The organism is Paenibacillus lupini, from assembly GCF_011761355.1.
In the GTDB taxonomy this organism is placed as follows: domain Bacteria; phylum Bacillota; class Bacilli; order Paenibacillales; family Paenibacillaceae; genus Pristimantibacillus; species Pristimantibacillus lupini.
In genome coordinates this window covers 213697-229675 of the sequence record NZ_JAASRW010000009.1, presented here as the reverse complement: position 1 = coordinate 229675, position 15979 = coordinate 213697, and the positions used below count along the sequence as shown (strand labels likewise).

The following is a 15979-nucleotide window of genomic DNA, read 5'->3' as shown; positions in this document are numbered from 1 at the left end:
ACAAAGGGCACCCCTCGATAGGGATGCCCTCTTTTCATAACTATACATTAGATCGAGAAGCCTTCGTTACTTGCTGCAGTCTGATTTCTTTTCAGCACACGATTCAGAATACTACTCTCGTAATGGGTAAATCCATTGTCCTTCTCACGAGGCCGTGCCAATGCAATTGAAGTATCCTGTGCGATTATTCCGTTCTCTACAAGTACGACACGGTCGGCCAGTGCAACGGCTTCACTTACGTCATGTGTAACTAGAACAGCCGTAAACTTCCTCTCCAGCCATAACCGCTCGATAAGCTGCTGCATCTCAATACGGGTAAGCGCATCGAGTGCCCCTAGCGGTTCATCAAATAAGAGTAAGCTTGGATCGCCAACAAGCGCTCTGGCGAGTGCTACCCTTTGCCGCTGTCCGCCAGACAGAACGGACGGCCATTCCTTCGCACGGTCAGCTAAGCCAACAAGCTCCAGCGCCTCTAATGCTTTCGCCTTGTCGCCACCCTCTACGCCAATCCGAACGTTATCCAGTACCGTTTTCCAAGGGAGCAATCGTGCATCCTGGAACATTACCCTTACATCCGGCCTTAAGCCCGCTGATGCGCCTCCACCGAGGGACACCGTTCCTTGCGATGCTCGTTCTAATCCGGCCAGTAAGCGGAGCAGTGTACTCTTGCCGCATCCGCTTCTACCTACGATCGCCAGGAATTGTCCCGATGGAATCGTTAAATCAAGATCACGAAGGACAGTAAGGTCACCGAATTGCACAACTGCGTCTCGTACATCTACCTGCAGACCACGGGAAGACACCGTTTCGAGCGAGCCTACTTCCGGTTTAACGTTTATTTTTTCGGACGAAAGTGCGGATGCCATTGCAGCCAACTCCTCTCCATAAGCTTCGCCAGCCAATCTGACAATTTGCCTAACAAAGCATAGATCACAATACTAAGCACCACGACATCCATTTGGAAAAACTCCCGCGCATTCATCGCCATAAAGCCGATTCCGCTATTCGAGGAAATCGTCTCAGAGACGATCAGCGTGATCCACATAATGCCGAGAGCAAATCGAAGACCTACTAATATTGAAGGGAGCGCACCCGGGAAAATAATCGTACGGAAAAGTGCAAAGCCTTTTAACCCGTAAGTACGGCCCATCTCAATCAAACCCGGTTCAACGGAACGAATACCGTGCACGGTGTTTAAGTAAATCGGGAATGCTACGCCAAGCGCAACGAGAAAGATTTTACCCTGCTCACCGATACCAAACCATGCAATAATAAGTGGAATAAGTGACAGGTGAGGGATCGTTCTGATCATTTGAATCGACGAGTCCGTCAGCTTCTCTGCTAAAGGCGCTAACCCGTTCAGAATCGCCAGAATAAACCCGATTCCTCCCCCGATTACAAAGCCAAGCAGTGCCCGCCTTGTACTGTCGCCGATATATACGAATAAGTCACCATTACGAATCAGCTTCCATCCGGCTTCAACAACTGATGCTGGTGTAGGGAGGATGCGCTGAGAGATTACCCCCGCACTGCCAAGCCATTGCCAGATCACCACTACCAGGATCGGAATTAACCACTCGAGTCCTATAGATAACGTTCCAGTTTTCCAGTTACGAGCTGCTGGACTCTTCATCATTGTAGCCCCCTATTTAACAGTTGCCCGTTCTGCTGGTTTAACTGAATTAGCGATCAGCTCACCGAACGGACTAGTAGATGTTGGACCATTCGCCGATGCAATCCCTTTAAGAGGAAGCAACGGGAATACAAGATCGGCAAACTGATAAGCTTCTTCCAAATGCGGATATCCGGATAAAATAAACGTCTCAATACCAAGCGCAGCATATTCCTTCATCAGGTTAGCTACTTCTGTTGGATTGCCGACAAGAGCTGTTCCAGCACCACCGCGAACAAGACCAACACCCGCCCACAGGTTAGGGTAGATCTCAAGCTGACTGCGGTCGCCGCCATGCAGATCTGACATCCGCTTTTGCCCTTCCGAATCATAACGGGCAAACACTTTGCGGGCTGCTGCAATCGCATCATCATCCACTTTGCTGATTAGACGATCCGCTTCTCTCCAGGCTTCTTCGGAGGTTTCACGGACAATAACATGAAGACGAATGCCAAAGCGTACTTCTCTTCCCCGTTCAGCCGCTGCTTTACGAACCTTATCAATCTTTTTTGCTACTTCTTGAGGAGGTTCTCCCCATGTCAGATATACATCGATGTGATCGGCTGCTACATCAATCCCCGCCGGAGACGAGCCTCCGAAATAAAGAGGCGGATATGGCTTCTGTACAGGAGGATAAAGAACTTTGCCGCCCTCTACCTTCAAGTGGTTCCCTTCAAAATCAACCGTCTCGCCTTCAAGTTCTCGGCGCCAAATGTCAAGAAACTCGCTGGTCAGCTCATAACGTTCATCATGGCTGAGGAACACCCCTTCACCCGCAAGTTCCACAGGATCTCCGCCAGTTACTACATTGATCAGCAGACGTCCATTCGAGATCCGGTCAAAGGTTGATGCCATACGAGCAGACAAGGTAGGTGACATTAAGCCCGGACGAAGGGCAACGAGGAATTTCAGTTTTTCTGTAACCGGGATGAGTGAAGATGCCACTACCCAAGCATCCTCGCAGGAAGTTCCTGTCGGCAGCAATACGCCGCCGTATCCAAGGCGGTCAGCCGCCTGTGCAATTTGCTGCATATATTTCGCATCAACAGCGCGTGCTCCTTCAGCACTGCCCAAATAACGTCCATCACCATGAGTCGGAATAAACCAGAATACTTCCATTTGTAAACACCCTTCCTATTGTTGTTTTGTTATTTTAAAGTAGCTTCTTTTACTTGAATTTCTTTCGGAATAAGCTTCAGACCAAAGAATGTATCGGCAATTTTTTGCTGCGCTTCAATAATCGAGTCGTCAATCGGGTTCAGACCGTAACCTCTCCGTGCTGCAGCAAGCTCAAGAGATGGGATATCGATACCAAGCTGCGGGGATAGAAGCTCTGCTACTTCCTTCTGGTTAGCTGCTGCCCACTCATCAATCTTGTTCAGCTCATCCTTGAAGGCTGTAATAACCGATTCATTCGATTCAGCGAACTTGCGTGAAGCCAGGTAAAATTCAATGTTCGATACAAGATCCTTGCCATCCGTCAGAAGCGTACCGCCTGTTGCCGTTTGAGCTGCTGCGAGGAATGGATCCCAAATGACCCATGCATCTACGCTGCCATTCTCGAACGCAACCCTTGCATCACCCGGCGGCAGGAATACCGTTGTAATATCGTTATAATCAACGCCTGCTTTCTCAAGCGCTTTTACTAGCAGATAGTGAACATTGGAGCCTTTGTTCAAAGCTACTTTCTTGCCCTTCAAATCCGCAACAGATTTGATGGACGAGCCCTTTGGTACGATAATTCCTTCGCTTGTCGGGCTTGCTGGCTCATGAGCCAAGTAAACGAGTGGTGCATCTGCTGCTTGAGCGAAAATCGGAGGTGCTTCACCGGTATGCCCAATGTCGATGCTGCCAACGTTTAATGCTTCGAGTAATTGAGGCCCGCCGGGAAACTCTGTCCACGTAATTTTGTAGCCTTCTGCCTCGAGTCTTTGATCCAATGTGCCTTTTGCTTTCAAAATATTGACTGTTCCATATTTCTGATAACCAATACGAATGACTTTGTTTTCTTTCGATGAGTTATTCGAAGCGGTGTTAGCCGAGTTGTCTGAACTATTCGAGCCGCATGCAGCGGCAACCATCATCAAGCTGATTAAAGAGAGAATTAAGAAGGATAATTTCTGATACTTTTTCATCCTAAACACCCCATTTTTTTAATTTTGGACATAGCAAAAACCGGAAGTTTCCGCAAGCTAAACTCCTTCGAAGGAGTATCAGTCGAGGAAACTTCCGGTGGTCCGGTAAGTTCAATACGATCTAATGCCCTTATATTATACTGACAATTCCTATCAGTCAACTATGAATTAAGAAATTATAGTTATTTTTTACCTTCCACAGATCTTTTCTCGGCCTAGCCCCCTGTGATAAAGTGGAAAATGGGCTAACTAAAGATCTGTGGAGGGGGAAAATAAGGACGACGTGCCTGTGCATACTGTCCATCAAGCCTAAACAAAATAACATACATACCTTTTCGTTGAAGACGAAGGAAAGGACGGCAATTATCAATGAATGCTTCTAATGCTGGTACATCCAGCTCTGCACCCGACTTGACTAATATCAAGCGTGGGCCCATTATTGCTACGATTATTATAGGCGCGTTCATCGCGATCCTGAATGAAACTTTACTTGGTAATGCACTCCCTGAATTAATGAAGGCTTTCGAGGTTGGTCCTTCGACCATCCAATGGCTGTCCACAGCTTATATGCTTGTCGTTGGTGTACTCGTTCCGGTAACGGCTTTGCTCCAGCAATGGTATACGACCAGGCAAATGTTTATTGGCGCCATGATGCTGTTTTTTGCTGGCACAGTTATTTCGGCTGTAGCTCCTGAATTTGGCGTACTCCTCGTAGGCCGTATCGTTCAAGCGATCGGAACCGGTCTAATGCTTCCTGTATTGATGAACACGATTATGGCCATCTTCCCGCCGGAAAAACGCGGTGGCGCCATGGGTCTGATTGGTCTTGTTATCATGGCCGCTCCAGCTATTGGACCAACATTGTCTGGTGTTATTATGGACTCGCTGAACTGGCGCTGGCTCTTTATTCTCGTTATTCCGCTGGCCGCGTTGTCCATTATCTTCTCCTTTATGTTCTTGAAGAATGTTTCGGACATTACGAAACCTAAGGTCGATATTTTGTCCATTCTACTTTCTACAATTGGCTTCGGCGGAATTGTATACGGCTTTAGCTCCACGGGTGAAAAAGGCTGGTCGGATCCTCAAGTGATCTGGATGATTACAGTTGGTGCAATCGCCTTGATCCTGTTCATCTGGCGCCAGCTGACGCTGAAGGCTCCGATTCTGGACCTGCGGGCATTCAAATTCCCGATGTTCACTATCGTAACCATCCTGCTATTCGTACTAATGATGACGTTGTTCTCCACAATGACGTTGCTTCCGATGTTCCTGCAAGGTGCTTTGCTTATGACCGCGTTCACTTCCGGCCTCATCATGCTGCCGGGTAGTATTGTCAACGGGGTTATGGCACCGATCTCCGGCATCTTGTTCGACAAGTTTGGTCCACGTATTCTTGTAACACCAGGCCTGATTCTCGTTGCAATCTCGCTTTGGATGTTCACTGGCATTGATGCAACAGCAAGCAATGGTCATATCATCATGATCCATATTATTATGATGGTAGGTATTTCCCTTGTTATGATGCCGGCTCAAACATCGGGTCTGAACCAGCTGCCACGCAGCCTCTACCCGCATGGCACCGCTATCCTGAACACGCTGCAGCAAGTATCCGGTGCGATTGGTACAGCGCTGTTCATTAGTATTATGACGAATGGCACGAAGGATTATCTGAGTACATCCTCCGATCCTGGGGCGCCTGCAGAGCAAGCCCACGGTATGGTTGCAGGTATTCACGATGCGTTCTGGATCGGCCTTATCGTGGCGATCGCAGCTGTCATCATCGGCTTATTTGTGAAACGTACAAAGCCGCCGGAAGGCGATCAACAGCCTGATGGTGAGAAGCAAGTAAGCATGAGCCACTAAGATACAAAAAGCTCCTTCCCGTTGTTCAGGAAGGAGCTTTTTGATATAGGGTGAAATTATTTAAGGAAGCCGTCTTTGAAGATCGTGAGCAAGCTTTCCAAAGTTGTTGGATCGCTGTAAGTGGAAGCTTCTGTATCAATCTCAATGACATGGCCGTTTTTCACAGCAGGGATGTTCTTCCAGGTATCTGTGTTCATGAAGGCATTGTCATTTGCGGCACTTCTGCTCAAAACAATCCAATCGCCCGAGTAATCAGGAATAATCTCTTGCGATAACGTGTAGTAACCAGGTCCTTGAGCATCCTTAGTTACTTTCTCAGGCATTTTCAGCCCCATTGCTTGATACAACACTTCTGTACCACGTGCCCAATGATCGCCGAACACGTAGAAGCTCTTCGCGTCCGTCTCAAGTACGGATACAGTTGCATTCTCACCAATCTTCGCTTTAACCTCGTCGCCAAGTGCGGCTGCACGGGATTTGAAGTCGTTAACCCATGTTGTTGCTTCTTGCTCTTTGCCAAGAATCTTGCCGATTTCTACCTGTTGATTCAGGTAATCCAGCTTACCCCATGTGAAAGCTACAGTAGGAGCGATTTCGCTCAGCTTTTCAACGTTCTTGCTTTCTGTACCTACAACGATCAAGTCCGGATCGAGCTCAATGATTTTCTCCAAATCTTCATCGGATACAACCTCTACACCCTTCAGTTTGTCAGTGAAGAGAGGGCTCATATTAGTCCATTGGTCTACACCAACAATATTTGCTCCAAGGGAAATCATATTCGGCGCATAAGCCAATGCTACAATACGCTGTGGATTCGCAGGAATTTCTACTGGACCACTCTCAGCTTGATACGTTACTGTTCCAGTTGCTGGCTGCTCTGCTGCTGCCAATTCTGTTGCTTCAGGTGTTGCTGTCGCTTCTGCAGCTCCGTTGTTAGCGTTGTTCGTCTTGTTTGCATTGTTTCCGCATGCACCAAGAACCAGTACGAGTGCAAGAAGGAAGATAGCGGGAATAAACTTTTTCATGATAAGACCCCTTTACTATTTTTAAAATACATTAACTACGATAATGATTCTCAATATCACATTGAATCTAACTATAAATGGTTAAATGAGAGATGTCAATACATGAAATAGGTACAAGGGATCATCAAAAAAGAGGAGAGATACACAGGATGGACACCTTACGTTTTCCCATCGGTCACTTCGAGGTGGTATTAGAACCAGACTTAGAGATGCGCAGAGAGTGGATAAGAAAAATTGCCGAAATGCCTGCGCAGCTTCGACACATCGTGCAGAGCCTGACTTCCGAACAGCTGCTCACTCCTTATCGTCCTGGCGGATGGACCATTCAACAGGTGGTCCACCACTTGGCTGATAATGATATGAACGCCTATATCCGGTTCAAAAAAGCACTAACGGAGGATAACCCTATAGCTTCAACTTATCGGGAGGATGTCTGGGCCGAGCTAAATGATTATAAAGCGCCTATCGAAACTTCGTTGGTACTGATCGAATCGCTGCGCAGCCGGTTTGCCGTACTGCTCCATGCGATGCAGCCATCTGACTTCCAAAGAACCTTTACCAGTCCTGCGCATGGCGTTATGACTCTTGATATGGCTCTTCAGCGATTTGACTGGCATGGACGCCATCATCTCGCTCAAATCACCTCGTTAAAAGAGCGTATGGGCTGGTAGCCCATACGCTCTTTTTAATTTTGAACACTCTCCAGCACCTGTTTCACCAGCCGCTTCGGCGCTGCAAGCAAGTAAGCTTCCTGAATAATCACCGTCAGCTCATCCCAGTTTGGTCCAGCCTCCATGTCAACGGAGACCCAGCCGTGATGACCGATATACGCTGTTTTCACATAACCGCCCTGCTCCAGCAGCAGGAACTGCTGCTCCTTGGTGGCTTTGATTGACAAGCTTGGCAAGACACTATTATGTCCTTCTCCCATCATGATGAACGTTTTGCCTCGCACCTTCATCACATCATGGCCAAATCCGTCAACGATTTGTTCCACTTCTGGCAGCGCTGCGCAAATGCTCTGCACCCGCTCCAGCATCTCTAATCCAAGCTCTGACTTCATCTTTGTCCCTCCCTATTCTTAGCTACCCCTTCACATGAGCATAAGGCGCCTTATCGTACACAAGGTTCAGTTGAATGCCATGCTCCAGATAAGCCTTCGCTCCACACAGGACAATCGTAAAGCCTTCGGTCGAGCCGATTGCCCGATGAGTAGCTTCTTCCGCTTCACCTTCAAAGCCGGAATCCGTAATCGTCACGAAGGTTTCTGACTCGGATAGAACTTCAAACGTCCATTCCGCTTTTGTGCCCCAATCGATAACAATTCGTTTATTTTCCTCAAGCTCAAGAACTTGAACAGGCGCTGCAGCTCCGTACATCTCCCAAGTCCACTCCACCTGCTTGCCTGCTTCCAGTCTCGCGCTTCCCTTCGTGAACCAGAACTTTGTCGTAATCGCAGGATCGATAAAAGCCTCATATACCTCACTTACTGGTTTTCTGATGAGCATTTCTGCTTTGGCTACTGGATTCAACTCTCTCACTACCCCTCTCAAGAGCCATATTTATTCCTTATTATTTCTATATACGCTAGCCGCCAACCTGCCGCTGCCCTAGGAAGAAACCGTATATGGCTCAAATCCCTCACATACTGTTCATCGGAGTGGAGGAGGATACCATCATTGTTAATTCGGCAATCGGGCGTGCGGATACGCGCTATTTTTCGAGCTTCCGGTAAACCGCCTTAATAAATCCTCCAAATACATCATGACTGTATGTAAAACCTTGCTTCAAGTAGAAATCAAGCGCCTCTTCATTACCGTTCGAGACGTAAATGAAGAGCAGATCGACATCAGAAAAGCTTTCCAGCCATGTCATGGACATGTTGAACAGCTTCGATCCCAGTCCCATACTCCGGTAACCGTCCCGCAAATACAGGTTGCTTAAGAACCCAATCCTCTGCGGAGTCTCTATCCAATCGGGGTAAAAGCCTTTACTGCCTTCCTGCTCCTGATTAGGTGCCCATGCTGGAATTCCAAGATCCTCTTGCTCTACATTACTAACCGACGAAAAAGCATAACCAACAGGTACATCCCCATCCTTTACGATAAGGACATGGGTACGCAGCGCATGGTCATAACTTCTACGCATCCGGGTATCGAAGTTCATCATGTCGAATAATTCCGGTGCCATCACGGCCTTTGACTGTTGGAAAGCCATAAGCTCATCACACAATACTCTGCAAGGTTCAATATTACCGTCCGTTACGACTTCAATGGTGATAGTAGACATTCCAACTCCCCCCTCTTGTTACTAAAATACCTCGAATGAGAGAACAGATCAAATAAAAAAGAGCCTCTTATAGAGACTCTCCATGTTCAGCCTATTCCTCAACCAACTTGCCAAGTGCATCTAACATCTCGCCTGTGCCATGCTCGCGAATTTCTGGCGTATCATGTCCATCAAAGAAAGCACCCTGCTCGGTGAATACCAATTTGGTGGCACCTTCTGCTTCGAATAACTCAATGGTTGTTGTAGACACCGACATCCGAGTTTCATTCATGTCCAGTGTGTAGGTGTACACAATGCGCTGATTTGTTAAGATGTCCTGATATACAGCATCAAAGGTGAAGACTGGTCCCTCCGGCGGTCCGCCGCTGCTGTACTCACGTCCCCCAACTCGGAACTCGAATTGATCAGGCTTCGAGAACCACTTCCCCTTTACCTCAGGGTCTGCCCAAGCCTCAAATACCCGCTCCGCGGATGCTTGATAAGTACGTTCGACAACAAAGGTTGCATGTTTAACAAATCTTTCGTTCATTAGTTATTCTCCTCCTGAAATGAATTGTGGAGCAATTCATACTTCGTAAGCGTGGGCTCATTCACCCTGCTCGAGCAGCGACCCCAGCTTGTCCAAATGCTGAACCCAGCTTTGCTTCCGCTCGATCACGGGCTTCTCGAATTCCATCTTCATTGCCTGCAGCAGGTTCGTAAAGTCATCAACGGTTAGAGTTTTCTTCCCAATTAATGCTTTAGACGTATGCTCCAGCTGTTCCAGCAGTTTCTGCTGCTGCTTGATCTGCTCTTTGATCCGCTGCTTCTGCAGCGTCACCATTTCCAGCGGGCTGATCTGCTTGGCTGACAAGGTTTCCTTGATCTCCTCCAGCGATAAGCCCAATTCCTTCAACGTCAGAATCTGATGCAGAAGCGACAGGTCGGACTCATCATACAGCCGGTGGCCGGAATCTGTCTGCCCGGAAGGCGAGAACAAACCGATCTGATCGTAGAATCGTAACGTTCTGACCGTAAGCCCCGTCAATTTGGCAAGGTCTCCAACTTTCCAAAGATTGTTCATGCTCAGCCCCTTCGTTGTCGCTAGCTCAATTACCGGTAACTCCATTGTAAAACATAACGTTACGTAAGGTGCAAGCCCCATGCTGATTTTACATTCGAAATATATTTTGAACGGATAAATAGGAAGTAGACAGTCTGAATAATGATAAAGGAGCCAAGTACGGATAGCGACGGCTTCATCATGTTGTACTGGAACATATTCTGCATGGCCGTAAGCGCGATCGCCCCGTGAATTATCGCCACAACAATCGGTGCGAAGAATAGAATCATCAGCTGTTTGGACAGAATGGCAGACAATTCCCGGTCAGTAAGCCCAATCTTATGAATGGCCTGAAACTTCCTTTTGTCCTCACCCAGATCCGTATACAGCCGGAAATACAAGAAGCTTCCCGCTCCAACAAAGAATACAATGCCGATAAAAAATCCAACGAATAAGACAACGCCAAAAATTTGATCCTGCATATACAGCTCATAATCGACACTCATAAACCAGTTGTCGGAGCCGCCAAGCTTGTTATCGAGCTCCTGCCCCACCTTCTTCAAGGCATCATGAGATCCAGAGATATCAAAGGCATATTGATAAATAACACTTTCCGTCTGCTTCATCTGATCAAACCGCTCATCCGTCACCACATAATAATTTGGCCCCGCTTGAATAGCAGGCGTATCAATGGTCTGAACAGGCGTAAGTGACAGCGCCGATTCCTTCAACTTGACAGGCGTAAGCACTGGCCCCCTTGCCCCCATCAGAGTGCTGCTGTATTGGACTATCGCTGCTTCATCTCCCTCAACATCGGCTTTAATCCCCTTAGCCGCAACTACAAGTTCGTTAAAGGCGGATTCCGCCACGACGGAAACTTGCTTACCGTCAGATGTTTCAACATTTTTAATCATCAGCTCATATTGGTGGTAAGGCAAACCGGCTTCCTTCAAAGCCTGCTCAATCGTTAAAGCATCCTGTTTGGAAGGCTCATCGTAAGAGGTGTACTTCACCGCAAACGGGTTCTCATCCCGGATGACATCCGTGTACATCGATTTGAAGCCAAACATTGAACCGATAGCAGAGAAAGCAACTGTCGACAGGATCGCGACCAAAAAGAACGTTCTCGCATTATCCTTCATTCGGTAAGCAAGGTCCGAGAACAGGATGATGTTTGTTTTTCGCCAGAAGATTGAGCGGCTCTTACGGCTTTTATTGACAACATATACACTCAGCTGCGTGAACAGGAAGTATGTGCCGATAATGACCACGATCGTTACCGGTATCATCGCGTAAAAGACGACCATCCCTTTTGCCAACAGAGCTACGGTGTAGCCTCCAACAATTAAGAGCAGTGCAAACCAAGACAATAGAGTGGACGCTTTAGGCTCCGGTTTTGGCTTGTTTGAACCTTTCAGCAAATCAATAAGCGAGTTATTCCGCAGCACCGTAACCGTAAATAACGAGATAAGCAGGAATAGCGCCATAAAGGCTGATCCGGTCAGAAGAATAGCCTTGGCTGGAAAATAAAACGACAGCGACTCATCAAGACTGAGCAGCTTTTGGGACGACATAAGGATGATTTCGGCAAAGCCTACTCCAATCACAATCCCCGCCACCGTAGCGGCAAAACCAATCACGATATTTTCCATAAAAACTAGTCGTCTTAACTGCATGCTGGTCATCCCGTGCATAATGAGGATGCCAAACTCCTTCTTGCGTGTCTTTAGGAATGAACCCATCGAATAAAGCACAAAGAAAAACGAGAACACATAAATAACCGATTCCGCAAATTTCATCGTAACCGATACAGTCGAATGAATATTGCCGTCAGCCAGACCTGGATGGAATGCAAACATCGAATAAACGAAGAACACCATAACCGAAAAAGCACTGCTCAGAAAATACCCCGCGTAAATTCTCCCGTTCCGAATAACGTTATTGAAAGCAAATCGCCGTAAGCTCATAAATAAGCCCTCCTAATTGATTTGTACTCATCGTAACAAAGGAGGGAAATTCGCTGCTATCGATTAACCTTACCTTTCCTTACAATATTGAAAGGTTTATCTCTTCTTCCGATAAGCACCCGGCGACATACCATACCGTTCGCGGAACAAGCGGTGGAAATAAGCGTAGCTGCCAAGCCCGGTCTCGGCGGCAATCTGCTCCAGCGATAAAGCGCTGTGATTAAGCAAATTGATGGCGCGGCTTAACCGAAGCTGCTGGGCGTAACCGATAATCGACACGCCAAAATGCGCCTTGAACAGATGCACCGCCCGCGAGATGCTGAGTCCGGTATGCTGCGCCACCTGCTGGAGCGTCAACGCCTCCGAAGCATGCTCCTCAATAAATTGCCTCATGCGAAGGGCATGATAAGCAAGCGGCGACTGGTTATCCGGAACCTCTTCAATTGCCCGGTCAATCAGCATAAGCAGTGACCAGACAAGCGAGGTAATAATGTTAGGATTACCGCCGTCGAGCCTTCTTTTCTCCAGTACAATCTGATGCCAGACGGCCTTCAGCCTCCGGTCCTCAGCAATCTTCGCAAGCGTCGGCCGCTTCTTCTGCTCCCACCATTCCAACATGCCAGGACCATCGCTAATGACGTAATAATCGAGGGACAGGTTTGCCCCCTCATCCAACCACCCAATGCGCAGATCGTAGATATCACCTGGCTTGAATAGCAGCAGGTCTCCTGGGACGATTTCTCTGATGTATCCATCAACTAATGCCTCACATACCCCTTCCACCTGAAGCCGGATAATATAGCTGTCTAATCCATTTCCAAAATAATGATGAAACGGCACTTCATGCTTCGAATACTCGCTTAAATGGACGTTTATCGCCTTCATTATGGGAGACCCTTCCTTGTCTTTTCTGATATATCCAATTAGATCACTACCTAAGCCACTTCAGCAAGTTGAATAGAAAAAGGAGATGCCCATGATGATCATGGCGCATCTCCTTTTTCTGAAGCCAACTTCTGACTTTAAGGCCCCCTAAGGACCTTAAAGCTTTCCTTTCCAGACCTTATCCTAGAGTTAAGGTCCTCTGGGGCTCTTATTCATAGCCGGCCATCCGAATTCTGGCCTCTTTTTGCCTTTTTTACTGACTTTAAGGTCCTCAAAGGACCTTAAAGGTTCCTATTCCCGGCTTACCACTGGCGTTAAGGCCCTTTCAGGACCTTAACCATAGCCGGCCTCCGAATTTACTATCTTGCTCAATTATCTTGGCGGCAATCCCTGCAATCAGCTTTTAAAATCCGGCTTCAAGAAACTCGGGTCCGGATATTTGTAAAAGCCTTCGCCCGTTGCTCGGCCAAGCTTTCCTTTGTCGATATACTCGGACTTCAGCAGCTCCGCTATCCTCTCGAACTCTTCATTACCGGTCGCTTTAGCTTTCGCAAGACCAATGTTATAGGCCGTATTGATGCCCACCACATCAAGAATTGCGAATGGACCAAGCGGTGCGCCGGTTGCGACCATCCACGTCTTATCAATTGTCTCCACATCAGCAATTTCCCGGACAAGTAGCTGCTGAGCCGCTTCAAGCAGCGGCACCAGCAGCGAGTTAAGAATATAACCTGGCTGTTCCTTCTGCAAAGGCAGGGCCACCATGCCAATTGCTTTAGCAAAAGCGACTACATCTTCGAACACCTGATTATCTGTCCCTGGATGCTTCATAATCTCTGCAGTGTTATTTTTCCAGATCTCATTAGCAAAATGAAGGGCGAGGAATTGGCCCGGGCGGCCCGTTGCTTCAGCAAATTGGCTTGGCAGCAGGGTGGACGAATTCGTCGCAAATATCATCTTTGCTGGAGCCAACTGACTAAGCTTTTTATAGAAATCGGTCTTGATCGACACAACTTCCGGGATCGCCTCAATAATGAGGTCCGCATTAGCCACAGCCTGTGCTAGGTCACTGTTGTACGTAATTCGGTCATAGGCTGCTTTTAGATCGGCCTCTGATGCCTGCAAGTCCGCCACATAATGTGATTTGAGTTCCGCCATTCTTTCTTTTGCCTTCGCTAATGCCTCGTCATTGATATCGTAGACCGTTACATGAAACCCTTTGTATGCCGTCTGAAACGCAATCTGACTGCCCAGAACGCCACTGCCTGCTACGGTTATTTGTTTGAAGTTCATTGCCTAAGCTCCTTTGTTAACCATTCTTTTTTAAAATCCCCTAACAAGACCAATCCATACGGTTAAAAAAGGGCCGCTACCCTTGAAGGGCAGCGGCCATAATAGCAATTATTTAGTTTTGAAGCTGAGGAAACCATCGTCGACTGGGATGGTTTGGCCGTTAATTGCACTAGCTCCTTCACTAAACAAGAAGGTTACGACACTTGCCACTTTCTCAGGCTGAATAAGTTTGCCACGCATATGCAGGGCACCGAGTGCATTTTTCATACCTTCGTCATCACCAAGGATTGGCGTATCGATAAAGCCAGGAGCTACACCAACAACGCGAATACCGTAGTCGGCAAGCTCCAGCGCACCGGATTTAGACATCATAACGACGGCTGCTTTCGCCGCATTATAGTTGAAGCTGCCAAGCGCAGCCGCTGTACCGTAGATGGAAGCTGTGTTTACGATTGTACCTTGTACGTTCAGCTCGACCATTTTTTTCGCGCCATAATACATGCCGTAGTAGACGCTGTGCTGATCGACGTCAATGACACGGTGGTAAGATTCCGGATCCATTTCAAGGAATGGCTTAACCAGCCCGATTCCCGCATTGTTGAAGATACCGTTTAATGTACCAAATGTCTCTACCGCAAAATCAACAAGAGCCTTCACTTCATCGCCCTTGGATACATCCACTTTGAATGCTGCAGCCTTGCCGCCTGCTGCTTCAAGTTCTGCGACAACCGATTTAGCACCATCGAGGTTATAGTCAGCAACAACAATAGCTGCCCCTTTAGCGGATAGTTGAAGAGCCGTTTGCTTGCCGATCCCGCTTGCTCCGCCTGTAATAATAATTACCTTGCCTGTTAATTCTGCCATGATGGATTTCCCCTTTGTCATGAAGTATGTGTAGGTATGAAGGAAAACAACCCGATTATTATGCCGCTATTAGGTCAGAACTGATCCGCCATCGATGACGAATTCTTGTCCAACAATCTTCCTAAGCACGAGCTTAAGCAATTTGCTTACAAACCTATCTTAACAGATTACTTTGTCGATTGTCGACAATTTATCCTAAAAAGCTCTTCCATTAACACCAATTCCCGTTTTTTATTTAATCCCTACCATTAGAAACTCATAAATGGCTGCTTGCGCTTTATCATATTCCGAAGCCAGAATGGATGAAGCAAATACTTGAAAAGGCTTGTGGAATTCCTTGATCTTGCTCTCACTCCATCTTACTTCAACAAACACGTTCAGAATGAGACTAGCTTTCTCATAGAACTTCGCAAGTGCCATGTTATCCGCTACAAATACAACATGCCTCAGCAGACGCTCTGCTTTTCGCTCATAATCCCGAACATCGCCCTGCTCGCATGCCGCATCAGCATCTGCTGCAAATGTCATTAGCATGTCCTTATATTCCAGCGTCCATCTGTGCTGCCCATATTGGACCGCTACACGAAGGAGCTCTGCCATTAAGGTGTTATAATCAACGATCTCCTGCTGGGTGAAAGGCTTCACAATTGTGCCACGTCTCGGAAGCCGCTCCACAATACCTTCGACCTGCAGTAAATAAAGCGCCTCCCGTACAGGCGCCCGGCTCGTATTCAGCTCTTTGGCAATTTCCTCTTCAACGATCTTATCTCCCGCATTCAGCTCACGAGCAATAATTTTCTTCAAAATATGTCGGTATATTTGCTGAGGCAAAGACTCCCCAAATGAAGAATCGGCTATATCAAATGTGTTGTACATATGTCGTCTCCCTGCTTATCAAATCAAGCTCTTCTCTTAGTTATCCCAAATTAAGCCGGCAAAATCAA

The 15979-nt window shown here is 47.4% G+C and carries 17 protein-coding genes; 2 read left to right on the top strand and 15 right to left on the bottom strand.

Annotated features, from left to right (window positions below):
• Positions 1-47 precede the first annotated feature (47 nt).
• The 4 genes from FHS17_RS26165 to FHS17_RS26150 are packed head-to-tail and all read right to left on the bottom strand — an operon-like array spanning position 48 to position 3807.
• The gene (locus FHS17_RS26165) at positions 48-866 is read right to left on the bottom strand and encodes an ATP-binding cassette domain-containing protein (protein WP_167281614.1); all 819 of its coding nucleotides are present in this window, start codon (positions 864-866) and stop codon (positions 48-50) included.
• A complete protein-coding gene (locus tag FHS17_RS26160; protein ID WP_167281731.1) occupies positions 836-1633 on the bottom strand; it encodes an ABC transporter permease subunit in 798 nt (265 codons plus the stop codon). Before FHS17_RS26160 ends, FHS17_RS26165 begins: the two co-directional genes overlap by 31 nt.
• Before the next feature lie 12 nt (positions 1634-1645).
• Positions 1646-2791, bottom strand: coding sequence for an FMNH2-dependent alkanesulfonate monooxygenase (gene ssuD / locus FHS17_RS26155; protein WP_167281611.1), 1146 nt, complete (start codon positions 2789-2791; stop codon positions 1646-1648).
• 29 nt (positions 2792-2820) lie between these two features.
• Complete coding sequence (locus tag FHS17_RS26150) at positions 2821-3807, bottom strand: sulfonate ABC transporter substrate-binding protein (protein WP_167281608.1); 987 nt, start codon at positions 3805-3807, stop codon at positions 2821-2823.
• 369 nt (positions 3808-4176) lie between these two features.
• Between FHS17_RS26150 and FHS17_RS26145 the strand changes: the two genes are divergently transcribed.
• Complete coding sequence (locus tag FHS17_RS26145; RefSeq protein ID WP_167281606.1) at positions 4177-5670, top strand: DHA2 family efflux MFS transporter permease subunit; 1494 nt, start codon at positions 4177-4179, stop codon at positions 5668-5670.
• Between the two features lie 56 nt (positions 5671-5726).
• Here FHS17_RS26145 and FHS17_RS26140 read toward each other — a convergent pair whose 3' ends face one another.
• The gene (locus FHS17_RS26140; protein WP_167281603.1) at positions 5727-6695 is read right to left on the bottom strand and encodes an iron-hydroxamate ABC transporter substrate-binding protein; all 969 of its coding nucleotides are present in this window, start codon (positions 6693-6695) and stop codon (positions 5727-5729) included.
• 149 nt (positions 6696-6844) lie between these two features.
• Here FHS17_RS26140 and FHS17_RS26135 point away from each other — a divergent pair, with 149 nt between their 5' ends.
• Positions 6845-7366 (top strand): YfiT family bacillithiol transferase, encoded by a 522-nt coding sequence (locus tag FHS17_RS26135; RefSeq protein ID WP_167281600.1) that lies wholly within the window; start codon positions 6845-6847, stop codon positions 7364-7366.
• Between the two features lie 14 nt (positions 7367-7380).
• Here FHS17_RS26135 and FHS17_RS26130 read toward each other — a convergent pair whose 3' ends face one another.
• From FHS17_RS26130 to FHS17_RS26085, 10 genes are all read right to left on the bottom strand, one after another.
• Entirely contained in the window at positions 7381-7758 is a 378-nt protein-coding gene (locus FHS17_RS26130; RefSeq protein ID WP_167281598.1) for an MmcQ/YjbR family DNA-binding protein, read from the bottom strand.
• A 22-nt stretch (positions 7759-7780) separates the two neighbouring features.
• Positions 7781-8203, bottom strand: coding sequence for an SRPBCC family protein (locus FHS17_RS26125; protein ID WP_167281729.1), 423 nt, complete (start codon positions 8201-8203; stop codon positions 7781-7783).
• Between the two features lie 205 nt (positions 8204-8408).
• Positions 8409-8984, bottom strand: coding sequence for a GNAT family N-acetyltransferase (locus FHS17_RS26120; protein ID WP_167281595.1), 576 nt, complete (start codon positions 8982-8984; stop codon positions 8409-8411).
• Positions 8985-9075: 91 nt separating this feature from the next.
• Complete coding sequence (locus FHS17_RS26115) at positions 9076-9513, bottom strand: SRPBCC family protein (RefSeq protein WP_167281593.1); 438 nt, start codon at positions 9511-9513, stop codon at positions 9076-9078.
• A gap of 57 nt (positions 9514-9570) precedes the next feature.
• A complete protein-coding gene (locus FHS17_RS26110; protein ID WP_167281590.1) occupies positions 9571-10047 on the bottom strand; it encodes a MerR family transcriptional regulator in 477 nt (158 codons plus the stop codon).
• A gap of 59 nt (positions 10048-10106) precedes the next feature.
• Complete coding sequence (locus tag FHS17_RS26105) at positions 10107-11993, bottom strand: FtsX-like permease family protein (RefSeq protein WP_167281587.1); 1887 nt, start codon at positions 11991-11993, stop codon at positions 10107-10109.
• Between the two features lie 96 nt (positions 11994-12089).
• Positions 12090-12878, bottom strand: coding sequence for an AraC family transcriptional regulator (locus tag FHS17_RS26100; protein ID WP_167281584.1), 789 nt, complete (start codon positions 12876-12878; stop codon positions 12090-12092).
• Positions 12879-13274: 396 nt separating this feature from the next.
• The gene (locus tag FHS17_RS26095; RefSeq protein ID WP_167281582.1) at positions 13275-14171 is read right to left on the bottom strand and encodes a 3-hydroxyacyl-CoA dehydrogenase; all 897 of its coding nucleotides are present in this window, start codon (positions 14169-14171) and stop codon (positions 13275-13277) included.
• 108 nt (positions 14172-14279) lie between these two features.
• The gene (locus tag FHS17_RS26090; protein ID WP_167281579.1) at positions 14280-15035 is read right to left on the bottom strand and encodes an SDR family NAD(P)-dependent oxidoreductase; all 756 of its coding nucleotides are present in this window, start codon (positions 15033-15035) and stop codon (positions 14280-14282) included.
• A gap of 231 nt (positions 15036-15266) precedes the next feature.
• Positions 15267-15911 carry a GntR family transcriptional regulator gene (locus FHS17_RS26085; RefSeq protein WP_167281577.1) on the bottom strand — a complete coding sequence of 215 codons (645 nt, stop codon included), beginning with the start codon at positions 15909-15911 and terminating at the stop codon, positions 15267-15269.
• Positions 15912-15979 lie beyond the last annotated feature (68 nt).

Excerpts from the sequence above, each read along its gene's own strand:
- FHS17_RS26090 (WP_167281579.1), bottom strand. The coding sequence starts at position 15,035 with ATGGCAGAATTAACAGGCAAGGTAATTATTATTACAGGCGGAGCAAGC.
- FHS17_RS26150 (WP_167281608.1), bottom strand. The coding sequence starts at position 3,807 with ATGAAAAAGTATCAGAAATTATCCTTCTTAATTCTCTCTTTAATCAGC.
- FHS17_RS26160 (WP_167281731.1), bottom strand. The coding sequence starts at position 1,633 with ATGAAGAGTCCAGCAGCTCGTAACTGGAAAACTGGAACGTTATCTATA.
- FHS17_RS26125 (WP_167281729.1), bottom strand. The coding sequence starts at position 8,203 with ATGCTCATCAGAAAACCAGTAAGTGAGGTATATGAGGCTTTTATCGAT.
- FHS17_RS26140 (WP_167281603.1), bottom strand. The coding sequence starts at position 6,695 with ATGAAAAAGTTTATTCCCGCTATCTTCCTTCTTGCACTCGTACTGGTT.
- FHS17_RS26095 (WP_167281582.1), bottom strand. The coding sequence starts at position 14,171 with ATGAACTTCAAACAAATAACCGTAGCAGGCAGTGGCGTTCTGGGCAGT.
- FHS17_RS26135 (WP_167281600.1), top strand. The coding sequence starts at position 6,845 with ATGGACACCTTACGTTTTCCCATCGGTCACTTCGAGGTGGTATTAGAA.
- FHS17_RS26145 (WP_167281606.1), top strand. The coding sequence starts at position 4,177 with ATGAATGCTTCTAATGCTGGTACATCCAGCTCTGCACCCGACTTGACT.
- FHS17_RS26130 (WP_167281598.1), bottom strand. The coding sequence starts at position 7,758 with ATGAAGTCAGAGCTTGGATTAGAGATGCTGGAGCGGGTGCAGAGCATT.
- FHS17_RS26165 (WP_167281614.1), bottom strand. The coding sequence starts at position 866 with ATGGCATCCGCACTTTCGTCCGAAAAAATAAACGTTAAACCGGAAGTA.
- FHS17_RS26100 (WP_167281584.1), bottom strand. The coding sequence starts at position 12,878 with ATGAAGGCGATAAACGTCCATTTAAGCGAGTATTCGAAGCATGAAGTG.
- ssuD (WP_167281611.1), bottom strand. The coding sequence starts at position 2,791 with ATGGAAGTATTCTGGTTTATTCCGACTCATGGTGATGGACGTTATTTG.
- FHS17_RS26085 (WP_167281577.1), bottom strand. The coding sequence starts at position 15,911 with ATGTACAACACATTTGATATAGCCGATTCTTCATTTGGGGAGTCTTTG.
- FHS17_RS26120 (WP_167281595.1), bottom strand. The coding sequence starts at position 8,984 with ATGTCTACTATCACCATTGAAGTCGTAACGGACGGTAATATTGAACCT.
- FHS17_RS26115 (WP_167281593.1), bottom strand. The coding sequence starts at position 9,513 with ATGAACGAAAGATTTGTTAAACATGCAACCTTTGTTGTCGAACGTACT.
- FHS17_RS26110 (WP_167281590.1), bottom strand. The coding sequence starts at position 10,047 with ATGAACAATCTTTGGAAAGTTGGAGACCTTGCCAAATTGACGGGGCTT.
- FHS17_RS26105 (WP_167281587.1), bottom strand. The coding sequence starts at position 11,993 with ATGAGCTTACGGCGATTTGCTTTCAATAACGTTATTCGGAACGGGAGA.